This window comes from Dietzia sp. DQ11-71 (assembly GCF_014144995.1).
Classification (GTDB): Bacteria; Actinomycetota; Actinomycetes; order Mycobacteriales; family Mycobacteriaceae; genus Dietzia; species Dietzia kunjamensis.
In genome coordinates, this window is record NZ_JAALDT010000181.1 from 1 (window position 1) to 11312 (window position 11312).

The 11312-nt window shown below is 70.1% G+C and carries 8 protein-coding genes, 1 tRNA gene and 1 pseudogene; 8 read left to right on the forward strand and 2 right to left on the reverse strand.

What is annotated here, in order from left to right:
- A partial coding sequence (locus tag G6023_RS07450; protein ID WP_182634774.1) for a zinc-dependent metalloprotease occupies positions 1–661 on the reverse strand: 661 nt, incomplete at its 3' end.
- Positions 662–740: 79 nt separating this feature from the next.
- On the opposite strand from G6023_RS07450, the gene G6023_RS07455 reads away from it, so the two are divergent.
- From G6023_RS07455 to G6023_RS07480, 6 genes are all read left to right on the forward strand, one after another.
- The gene (locus G6023_RS07455; RefSeq protein ID WP_082923688.1) at positions 741–1802 is read left to right on the forward strand and encodes a YlbL family protein; all 1062 of its coding nucleotides are present in this window, start codon (positions 741–743) and stop codon (positions 1800–1802) included.
- Positions 1803–1868: 66 nt separating this feature from the next.
- Positions 1869–4931 carry a UPF0182 family protein gene (locus tag G6023_RS07460; protein WP_182634776.1) on the forward strand — a complete coding sequence of 1021 codons (3063 nt, stop codon included), beginning with the start codon at positions 1869–1871 and terminating at the stop codon, positions 4929–4931.
- 113 nt (positions 4932–5044) lie between these two features.
- A tRNA-Met gene (locus G6023_RS07465) sits at positions 5045–5121 on the forward strand.
- 237 nt (positions 5122–5358) lie between these two features.
- A complete protein-coding gene (locus tag G6023_RS07470) occupies positions 5359–6813 on the forward strand; it encodes an aldehyde dehydrogenase (RefSeq protein WP_182634778.1) in 1455 nt (484 codons plus the stop codon).
- A gap of 2 nt (positions 6814–6815) precedes the next feature.
- The gene (locus tag G6023_RS07475) at positions 6816–7622 is read left to right on the forward strand and encodes an enoyl-CoA hydratase/isomerase family protein (RefSeq protein WP_182634780.1); all 807 of its coding nucleotides are present in this window, start codon (positions 6816–6818) and stop codon (positions 7620–7622) included.
- 49 nt (positions 7623–7671) lie between these two features.
- Positions 7672–8814, forward strand: a complete 1143-nt coding sequence (locus tag G6023_RS07480; protein WP_182634782.1) for an FAD-dependent oxidoreductase — start codon at positions 7672–7674, stop codon at positions 8812–8814.
- Between the two features lie 16 nt (positions 8815–8830).
- On the opposite strand, the gene G6023_RS07485 is transcribed toward G6023_RS07480, so the two are convergent.
- Complete coding sequence (locus G6023_RS07485) at positions 8831–9958, reverse strand: acyl-CoA dehydrogenase family protein (RefSeq protein WP_187700037.1); 1128 nt, start codon at positions 9956–9958, stop codon at positions 8831–8833.
- Positions 9959–10136: 178 nt separating this feature from the next.
- Between G6023_RS07485 and G6023_RS07490 the strand changes: the two genes are divergently transcribed.
- Entirely contained in the window at positions 10137–10751 is a 615-nt protein-coding gene (locus G6023_RS07490) for a TetR/AcrR family transcriptional regulator (protein ID WP_182634786.1), read from the forward strand.
- A 155-nt stretch (positions 10752–10906) separates the two neighbouring features.
- A pseudogene (locus tag G6023_RS07495) lies at positions 10907–11312 on the forward strand (S1 family peptidase); the annotation flags it as partial.

Sequence of the window (11312 nt, forward strand, 5' to 3'; positions counted from 1 at the left end):
CGAACTCGTCGATCGCGGCCGGGCTGAGCGCGGCCACCCCGTCGTCGCCGAACGGGATCCCGACCTCGGAGGAGAAGAGCACGGCCGGCGCGAGCTTGCCCAGCCCCTGCCCGAGCTGCATGCCGAAGCCCATGCCGCCCATCTGGTCGAGCATGCCGAGCAGCGGGCCGGCGAGTTGGCGGGCCTCCTCGGGCATGGCGCCCTTGGTGGCCGAGTTCATCTGTTCGGCGACGGGCGTGCAGATCTTCTCCCAGGTGGGCAGGGAGTGCTCGACCCACTGCTGGGGCGTCCACACTTCGGTGCGGTGCACTCCGGAGGGGAACTGGGTGGTCTCGTCGAGCCACAGTTCCGCCAGGCGGACCGATTCCTGCGCGGCGGTGCGCGAGGCGTCGGTGATCACGGGCGTGCGACCGAGGGACTGGAGGGCGACCGTCCGCGCCAGTTGGTAGTTGACGGGCCCCGAGCTCCCCGGGCCGGACATGGCCGACCCCATGGAGCCGAGCATCTGTCCGAACTGGGAGAGCATCTGGCCGAAGTTGCCGAACTGCGAGGGGTCGAAGCCGCCGGGACCGCCGGGACCGCCGGGACCGCCCTGGCCGCGGTCGCGGTCGTCGTCGCGCCCGTCGTCGTCGGAAGCGGAGAAACCGAAGGGCTGGTTCATGCCACAACGGTACAGCGTGCAGGGGGTGGGGGGTCCGGCCGCGACGCGGCCGGCAGCGGGTGCGGTCTACCCTTGCCCCGTGAGTCGTCGCCTGTTCACCGTTCTCGCCGCGCTGGTACCGGCGGTGCTGCTGCTCGTCCTGGCGACGTCGGCCACCGTCCCCCTGGTGTCGATGGGGCCCGGACCCACCTACGACACCTTCGGCACGGCCGAAGTGGAGACGGAGGACGGCGACACGGAGCGGGTTCCGGTGGTCGACGTGGCGGGCAGGGAGGCGGACGAGACCGCCGGGTCCCTGTTCATGACGACGGTGGCGGTCCGCGACCGGCTGACGCTGCTCGACGCGATGCGGTTCTGGGTGGATCCGGCGCAGGTGGTGGTACCGCGCGACCAGGTGTTCCCGCCGGACCGGTCACGCGACGAGGTGCGCGAGTCCAACGCCGCGGAGATGGTCGGTTCGGAGAACTCCGCCGAGGCCGCCGCCTACCGGTTCCTGGGGATCCCCATGCAGCCGCGCGTCGAGGGGGTGGAGCCGGACGGTGCCGCCGCCGGGCGCCTGCGCCCGGGCGACGTGTTGACCTCCATCGACGGGGAATCCGTCGACGACGCCACGGCCGTGGTGGAGCGGGTCGGTGAGCGCCGCGCGGGTGACGAGGTCCGCATCGGGTTCACCCGTGACGGGCGTGAGGAGACGACGACGGCGACGTTGCAGTCCGCCGGACCGGACGGCGATCCCGAACAGGGCCGACTGGGCATCCTGGTCGGCGACACCCCGGCGGACGGCACCGACGTCGACATCACGGTGGACCCCGCGGTGGGCGGCCCCTCGGCGGGCCTGGTGCTGGCCGTCGCGATCGTCGACAAGCTGTCGCCGGGTGAGGCGACCGGGGGGACGCGGGTGGCGGGGTCGGGCACCATCCGTCCCGACGGGACGGTGGGGCCCATCGGCGGTATCCGGCACAAGATCCGGGCGGCCCACGACGCGGGGGTGAGCGAGTTCCTGGTCCCCGCGGCCAACTGTGCGGAGGCTGTGCAGGGCCCGCCGGAGGGCGTCCGGCTGATCGAGGTGGAGACGTTGGAGGGCGCGCTGGAGGCGCTGGAGACGGCGGCCTCCGGGGGCCAGCCACCGACCTGCGGCTGAGGCACGGCTTTTCCGTAAGGTGGGGGTCACGAGCATGTCCGCCCCAGCAGTGCAGGAGCTTTCCAGGTGTCCGTCCGCCCACCCGGCAATTCCCCCGGTCGGCCGATCGCGATCTCTCGTCGCGGTCGGGCCGTCGCCGTCGCCGTCGTCGTCCTCATCCTCCTCATCCAGGTCCTGCCCAGACTGAACACCGCGTACACGGACTGGCTGTGGTTCGGCAGTGTCGATGCCACCAGCGTGTTCCGGACCGAGTTGCTGGCGCGGCTCGGTCTTTTCGTGGCGGTCGCCCTCCTGGTCGGCCTGGCGGTGGGCGCCGGCATTCTGCTGGCCTACCGGTATCGCCCGGTGTTCCTGGCGCAGGTTGGCATGCCGGACGCGCTGTCCCGCTACCGGGCGGCCATGGGGGCCTCGCCCGGCAGGACCGTGCTCTGGATCCCGGTCGTCCTGGCGATCCTGGCCGGGTCGGTCGCACAGACCGGGTGGCAGACCGTGCTGGCGTTCTTCAACTCGACGCCGTTCGGTGAGACCGACCCCCAGTTCGGTCTGGACATCTCCTTCTACGCCTTCGAGCTCCCGATGTGGCGCGCGATCGTCACCTGGCTCATGGTGGCCGTCGTGCTGGCCTTCCTGGCCAACCTGTTCACCCACTACCTCTTCGGCGGACTGCGTCCCGGCGCCCGCGAGGGCGCCCTCACCCGCGCCGCCCGGATCCAGCTGGTGACGCTCGCCGGGCTGTTCGTGCTGGCCAAGGCCGCCGCGTACTGGCTGGATCGCTACGAGCTGTTGTTCAGCGAGAACAGCACGTTCACCGGCGCCAGCTACACCGACGTCAACGCCCTGATGCCGGCGAAGATCTTCATGTTCTCGGTGGCGCTGGTGTGCGCGGCCGCGTTCTTCTCCGCCATCGTGATCAGGGATCTGCGGATCCCCGCGCTGGCCACCGTCCTGTTGCTGTTCTCCGCGCTCGTGGTGGGGTCGGCGTGGCCGCTGGCCGTCGAGCAGTTCTCGGTGAAGCCCAACCGTGCCGAGAAGGAACGGGAGTACATCGCGCGGAACATCGACGCGACACGCGCCGCGTACGACATCGGTGAGGAGCGGGTCACCTACATCGACAACTGGGGGGCGGCCGATCCGAACCCCCGCGACGCGGCCTCGGATCTCACGACACTGTCCAACGTCCGCGTGCTCGACCCGAACGTCCTGGCGCCGACGTTCACCCAGCTACACCAGTTGCGCAACTTCTACGGTTTCCCCGAGACGCTGGGCATCGACCGCTACACGATCGACGGCGAGATGCGGGACTTCCTCGTGGCCGCGCGTGAGCTCAACCCCGAGTCCCTGCAGGCCAACCAGCGGGACTGGATCAACCGCCACACGGTGTACACGCACGGCAACGGGTTCGTGGCCGCACCGGCCAACCGGGTCAATGAGATCGCCGACGACGCCGGCTCGGACCGCGGCGGCCTGCCGAATTTCCAGGTCTCCGACCTCGAGGCGATCTCCAGTGGTCAGGAGATGATGATCCCGGTGACCCAGCCGCGGACCTACTTCGGTCCGCTCATCGCGCAGGCGGACCCCGACTACGCCATTGTGGGGGACAACGGCGACGGGCCCCGTGAGTACGACACCGACACCGAGCAGTACACCTACACCGGCGAGGGCGGTGTCCCCGTCGGTGGCTGGGTCAACCGGATCGCCTACTCGCTCAAGTTCGCCGAGCGCAACATCCTGTTGTCCAGCATCCTCGGGGACGACTCGAAGATCATCTACGACCGCGACCCGCGGGACCGGGTGCAGAAGGTGGCCCCGTGGCTGACCACGGACACCAACACCTATCCGGCGGTGATCGACGGCCGTATCAAGTGGATCGTCGACGGGTACACGACGCTCAAGACCTACCCGTACGCCGAGCTCAGCTCGCTGGAGGCCATGACCTCGGACTCGCTCAACGACGCGAACGGCCGGGTCCTGCCGGACGAGGAGGTCTCCTACATCCGCAACTCGGTCAAGGCGACCGTCGACGCGTACGACGGTACCGTCGACCTGTACGCGTTCGACGAGTCGGACCCCGTGCTGCAGACGTGGATGAAGGCACTGCCGGACATCGTCCAGCCACGCGAGGCGATCTCCGAGGAGTTGGAGGAGCACCTGCGCTACCCGGAGGACCTGTTCAAGGTGCAGCGTGAGCTGCTGGCGAAGTACCAGGTCGACGACCCGGGTCAGTTCTTCACCAATGACGCCTTCTGGTCGGTGCCGTCCGATCCCACGGTGACCTCGTCGATCCAGAACCCGCAGGGTCCGCCCGTGGGCGGACCCGCCGGTGGTCCGGCCGGCAGCCCCGCCGGTGGTCCCGCCGGTGCCCAGACCGTCGACCGTGACGGGCCGGCCCAGCCGCCGTACTACGTGGTGGCCTCCGATCCGACCGACCCGGAGTCCGACGAGCCGTCGTTCCAGCTCATCTCGGCGTTCCGCGGCTATGAGCGTGAGTTCCTCGCCGCGCACATGTCGGCGAGCTCGGACCCCGAGACCTATGGGCAGATCACGGTGCGGGTCCAGAGGCCGACAGAGCCGCTGGCGCAGGGGCCCAACCAGGCGCAGGACATCATGATCGCCTCGCCGGCGATCGCCGAGGACCGGCGACTGTGGGGTGAGACCGCCGAGATCACGGAGGGCAACCTCCTGGCGCTGCCGTTGGCGGACGACTCGGTGCTCTACGTGGAGCCGATCTACACCCAGCGCAAGGACCAGGACTCCGCCTTCCCGAGGCTTCTGCGCGTGATGGTCTCGTACGACCGGGCGGTGGGTTACGCGCCCACGCTGTACGAGGCGCTGCGACAGGTCGGGATCGAGGCAGACCCGGACGTCGTGCGGATCGACGAGAGCGGGGAGGCGGAGGCCGAGGCAGAGGAAGGCGCCGCCCGGCCCGCCGAGGGCGCCGCCCCGCGACCGTCGTCGCCGGCCACCGGGGGAGGCGCTGACGACTCCGAGCGGGCAGCCGCCGTGCGCGAGCTCAACTCGGCGCTGAACGCGGTCCGCTCGGCCCAGAGCGGGGGAGACCTCTCCGATCTGGGGCAGGCGCTCGAGGACCTGCAGGCCGCCGTCGACGCCTATCAGGGCCTGGGGAACTGAGTTGACCTGCGGCGATGGGTGCGGGGGTGTGAGTTACGTCATCTTCTAGTCGTCGAGCGTCCACCGATTTGCAATGTCCGGTGAATGGCACGTAGTGTCATAGACGCAAACGACGCGGGGTGGAGCAGCTCGGTAGCTCGCTGGGCTCATAACCCAGAGGTCGCAGGTTCAAATCCTGTCCCCGCTACCACGCACCAGGCCCGGTTCCCGAGAGGGAGCCGGGCCTGAGGTCATTTCTGGAGTTGTCTCGCTCGGGTATGCCGGCGCCGTGGTCGGGAGTGCGGACAACGTAGCTGCCTCCGGAGCGATCGTCGCGCCTGTCCGTATGTTCCGCCCCACGCAGCGGGCCGGTCCTCGTATGGTGGACAGGTGTCTGTTCGCATGTCCGATGCGGCCACGACGACGCCCGTGACGGCAGGAGAGCCCCATGACCACTTCACTCGACCGCGATGCCCTACTGATCGGCACCCAGTGGCGTTCCCCCGCCACCGATGACGTGATCGAGGTAATCAGCCCGCACACCGAGGAGGTCGTCGCCCGCGTGCCCGAGGGCTCGGTGGCGGACATGGACGCCGCGGTGGCCGCCGCGCGCGAGGCCTTCGACCACGGCCCGTGGCCCCGCATGAGCCCCGACGAGCGGATCGAGGTCGTCGCCAGGCTGTCCGCCCTGTACGCGGCGCGGCTCGACGACATGGCGACCGTCATCTCCACGGAGATGGGTTCCCCGATCTCGTTCAGCAAGCTCGCCCAGGCGCCCGCCCCGTGGATGCAGATCGAGGCCTTCCTCACCATCGCGCGTGAATTCCCGTGGGAGGAGACCCGCCCCGGCGTCCTCGGCGGGGAGGTGCTGGTGCGACACGAGCCCGTGGGCGTGGTCGCGGCGATCCCGCCGTGGAACGTCCCCCAGTTCACGGTCCTGTCGAAGCTGATCCCGGCGCTGCTGACGGGATGCACGATCGTGATCAAGCCGGCGCCGGAGACGCCGCTGGACACCTACCTGCTGGGCGAACTGCTCATCGAGGCGGGCGTGCCCGAGGGCGTCGTGAGCATCGTCGCCGGCGGCCGCGAGGTGGGCGAGCACCTGGTGCGGCACCCCGCGATCGACAAGGTGGCGTTCACCGGATCCACCGCGGCGGGCCGGAGAATCGGCGCGATCTGCGGCGAGCAGCTCAAGCGCTGCTCCCTCGAGCTGGGCGGCAAGTCCGCGGCGATCGTGCTCGACGACGCGGACCTGACGACCGTGGTCGAGGGGCTCAAGTTCGTGGGCGTGATGAACTCCGGCCAGGCGTGCGTGGCACAGACCAGGGTGCTGGTGAGTCGCGACCGCCACGACGAGGTGGCACAGGCGCTGGCCGACGGCATCGGGTCGATGATGGTGGGGGACCCGCTCGACCCGGCCACGGAGATCGGGCCGATGGTCGCCCGTCGCCAGCAGGAGCGGGTGAACTCCTACATCGAGATCGGGCAGCAGGAGGGTGCGACGCTGCTCGCCGGGGGCTCCGACCGCCCCGACGGCCTGGACACCGGCTGGTACGTACGACCCACGGTCTTCGGTGGCGTCGACAACTCGATGCGCATCGCGCAGGAGGAGATCTTCGGCCCCGTCATCTCCGTGATCGCCTACGACGACGTCGACGACGCCGTCCGGATCGCCAACGACTCCGAGTACGGACTGGCGGGCACCGTGTGGACCGCCGACCGAGAGGCGGGGCTGGGCGTCGCGCGACGGGTCCGGACCGGCACGTACGGCGTGAACACCTACACGATGGATTTCTCCGCCCCGTTCGGCGGCTTCAAGGCCTCCGGGGTGGGGCGCGAGTTCGGCCCCGAGGGGTTGGCCCAGTACACCGAGCTCAAGTCCGTCTACCTGGAGCAGAGCTGACCATGGCGCGAGACGAGAGGACGACGGGCCTGTCAGTGTGCGATGCGGACCGGGTCCGCACCCTGACACTGGCGCGCACCGATGCCCTCAACGCCTTCAACGAGGCGCTGTACGACGCGGTCACCGAGGCGTTGCACGCCGCCGCGGCGGACCCCACGGTCGCGGTGGTCCTGCTCACCGGTGAGGGCCGGGCGTTCAGCGCGGGCACCGACCTGCTGGAGATGGGTGAGCGGATCACCAACCCCGATTTCGTCCCCGGCGAGCACGGATTCCTGGGTCTCGTGGACGCGCTCACCGGGTTCGACAAGCCGCTCGTCCTGGCGATCAACGGGCTCGGACTGGGTATCGGCATGACGATCATCGGGTTCGCCGACCTGGTGTTCATGGCCGACGACGCCCGGCTCAAGTGCCCGTTCACCCGCCTGGGAGTGGCGCCCGAGGCGGCGTCCAGCTATTTACTGCCGAGATTGATGGGTCGGCAGAACGCCGCGTGGGCCCTGCTGTCCTCGGAGTGGATCACGGCCCGCGAGGCCCACGAGATGGGACTGGTCTGGCGGCTGTGCGCCCCCGCTGAACTCCAGCAGGTCGCCGGCGAGCACGCCGCACGGTTGGCGCGGCTCCCGATCTCGAGTCTGCGGGCGGTCAAGCGGACGATGACCGAACCACTGACACGCCAGATCGCAGACGCCCGCGGACGGGAGAACCGGGCCTTCGCCGACCTCATGGGTGGACCGGCGAACGCGGAGGCGCTGGCGGCATTCGCCGAAGGGCGCACGCCGGACTTCGCCTCGTTGCCAGACGGGTCCTGACCCCGGCGCCTGCGACGATCCCGCGCCCGCCCGTCCTCGCCGGAGCCGTATGGCCCACCATGATGGCGTGACGCCCGATCAGGAGAGCCCCACCCGTCCGGTCGACGTGGTGGTGATCGGCGCCGGCCAGGCCGGACTGTCGGCCGGCTACCACCTCAGGCGGCGGGGGTTCGCGCCGGTCGGCCGTGCCGAGGCGGGGGACCGGACCTTCGTCATGCTCGACGCCGAGGACGCCCCCGGCGGGGCCTGGCGGCACCGCTGGGAATCCCTCACCATGAGCACGGTCAACGGCATCTTCGAACTGCCGGGCCGACCCGTCCCCGATGTCGACCGCACCGCCCCGAGTCGGGACGTCCTGCCGCCCTACTTCGCCGACTACGAAGATCGATTCGAGCTCGACGTCCGGCGGCCGGTCCGCGTGCGCTCGGTCCGCAGACCCACGCCCGGGCGGGACGGGCCGGAGTCCGACCACCTCGTCGTCGTCACCGATCCGAGCGGTGACACCCGCCCTGAGGCCTGGGCGGCGCGCTACGTCATCAACGCCACCGGCACCTGGACCCGACCGTTCTGGCCGTACTACCCCGGCCAGGAGACGTTCCGCGGCCGACAGCTCCACGTCCACGACTACGTCGCCGCCGAGGAGTTCGCGGGGCAACGCGTCGTGATCGTCGGCGCCGGCATCTCCGCCACCCAGCTGCTCGAGGAGATCTCGCGCGTCGCCGACACCCTCTGGGTGACCAGGCGGGAGATCGAGTGGGAGACGGACCCCGCCCCAGAGAACTTCTCCGCGGCGATCGACCGGGTCGCGGAGCGCACCGCGCAGGGACTTCCCCCGCAGAGCATCATCCGCGTCACCGGCATGTACCGCGCCCCGTGGATCGAGCGCGCCGACGAGCGCGGTGTCCTGATCCGCCACCCCATGTTCACCCGCATCGAACCCGACGGGGTGCGGATGCCCGACGGGCGACTCGAACGCGCGGACGTCATCCTCTGGGCGACCGGGTTCCGACCCGCGGTCGCCCACCTCGCGCCCCTGGGCCTGCGCACCCCCGAGGGGGGCATCCGGGTGGCGGAGGGCCGGGCCCTCGACGAGCCGAGGCTGTTCCTCATCGGCTACGGCCCGTCCCAGTCGACCGTGGGGGCCAACCGGGCGGGCCGTGACGCCGTCCGGGCGATCGTCGCCGAGCTCTAGTTGTCGCCGACGACCTCTAGAGGGTCCGCGAGATGAGCTCCTTCATGATCTCGTTGGTGCCACCGTAGATCTTCTGCACGCGGGCCGAGGCGTACATGCGGGCGATCGGGTACTCCGTCATGAAGCCGTAGCCACCGAAAACCTGCAGGCAACGGTCGATGATCTCGCACTGCTTGTCGGTGCAGTAGTACTTGGCCATCGACGCCGTCGACGGGTCCAGTTCACCCTTGAGATGCAGGCCGATGCAGTGATCCAGCAGGGTGCGCGAGGCGAGCGCCTCGGTCTTGCACTCGGCCAGCTCGAAACGCAGGTTCTGGAACTTGAGGATGGGCTTGCCGAACGCCTCGCGCTCCTTGGCGTAATCCGTCGCCAGCCCCACGGCGGTCTCGGCCGCCGCGACCGCGGTCACCGCGATGATGAGGCGCTCCTGCGGGAGCTGCTGCATGAGCTGGATGAACCCCTGGCCCACGCCCTCCTCGCCGCCCAGGATGTTCCCGGCGGGCACCCGCATGTCGTCGAAGAACAACTCCATCGTGTCCTGGTACTTCAGGCCGATCTTGTCGAGCTTGCGGCCCCGGTCGAAGCCGGGCAGGTCGCTGGTCTCCGCGACCAGCAGGGACAGGCCCTGCGCGCCCTCGCCACCCGTGCGGGTGACGATGACGAGCAGGTCGCAGTGCATGCCGTTGGAGATGAAGGTCTTGGCACCGTTGACCACGAAGTCGTCACCGTCGCGCACCGCCGAGGTGCGCAGCGCCTGCAGATCCGACCCGGCGCCCGGCTCGGTCATCGCGATGGCACCGACCATCTCGCCGGTCGCGAGCTTCGGCAACCACCGCTGCTTCTGCTCCTCGGTGCCGTACTGGACGATGTAGTGGGCCACGATCGTGCTGTGAACCGAATTGCCCCAGCCGTCGTCGAGGGCGCGGGTCTGCTCCTCGGCGATCACGGCCTCGTGGGCGAACGTGCCGCCGCCCCCGCCGTACTCCTCGGGGATCGAAATGCACAGCAGGCCCGCGTCGCCGGCCTTGTTCCAGAACTCACGGTCGACGGCGCCCTGCTCGGCCCAGCGCTCGAGGTGCGGCACGGTCTCCTTCTCCAGGAACGCACGCGTGTGGGCGCGCAGTGCATCCAGATCGTCGGTCATCCACGGGGATCGGAACGGGGCGGTCTCTAGCACGGGGGACTCCAGCGATGGGACGGGGCCGGTCGACGGCCATGACGATCCCCACCATACAACTGCATTGTCTGACATGCATGTGTATGGTCGACCTTCCGGCGGCGCCCTCGGGCGTCGCACGTCGCGGCGAGATGAGGTGGGGCGAATGAGCGCAACGGAACCCGGGTCGGGGGACGGTGTCCCGCGCTCTGCTGACGGTGACCTCACCGCCCGCGCGCGAATCCGCTACGCGGCGCTGGAGCTCTACTCCGATCACGGCGAGGACCGCGTCTCGATGCGGCGGGTCGCCGCCCGGGTGGGGGTCACCATCGGGTTGATCCAGCACCACTTCGGCACCAAGGAGGGGTTGCGCCGCGCTGTCGACGAGCTCGTGGTGGAGCAGGTGGTCGCCGCCCTGGCGACGGTCGAGCATTCCGGATCAGCAGCGGAGGTCGTGGCGGCCCGCGACGCCGCGGTGCGGGAGATGCTCGAGCGCAAACCGATGTTGGTGAAGTACATCAACCGGGCCCTCCTCGAACCCGACGGCCGGGGTGCCCCGCTGCTCGAGTCGATCGTCGAACTCACCACCAGGGAGGTCGACAGCCTGCGGCGCGGAGGCCACGCCTCGACGCGGGCCTCGGACAAGGTCCAGGTGGTCCGCACGCTCATGGGTCAGGTGGGCGAGCTGTTCCTCGAGCCCGTCGTCGCGGGGATCTGGGCACAGATCGGCGGAGACCCCGACGAGCGGCCCTCCACCCGCATCATCGTTGAAGGGCGCTGACCGGGGGATCGGACCGGATCCGCCGTGACGGGGCCAGCGCCGCACGGGTGGTGGGGCTCCGGCCGGCCCGCGCGTGGTGCACCGGCGGCTGATCGCCGCTACGCTGTCGAGGGCGTATACCCGGGCAGTCCGCCCGGGGTGGGAAGGACACATTCATGAGGCTCACCCGTGTGGCGAAGCTCGCCGCGACGGCCATGATGGCCGGTGCCGCCACGTTGATGGCGCCCGCAGCTGCCCAGGCCGCCGTGCCCGTCGGGGGCGCGACCCCTGTTCTGGTCGGGGGAGTGGCCGGATGCACCGTCACCGCCGCCGGGTACGACGACTCCGGAGCGCCGGTCGCGTTCACCGCCGCCCATTGCAGTGAGCGGATCGACGCCCCGGTGATCCTCCGGGACGACCCGGGCGCCGGCGTGATCGGCACCATCGCCACCCGCAACGAGATCCTCGACTACTCCGTGATCCGTCTGGACCCGGGCGTCGCCGTCCCCGTCCGACAGGCGGGCATCGTGGGCCGCGGACCCGCGCCGCAGTTCGGTGACGTCGTCTGCAAGGACGGGCTGA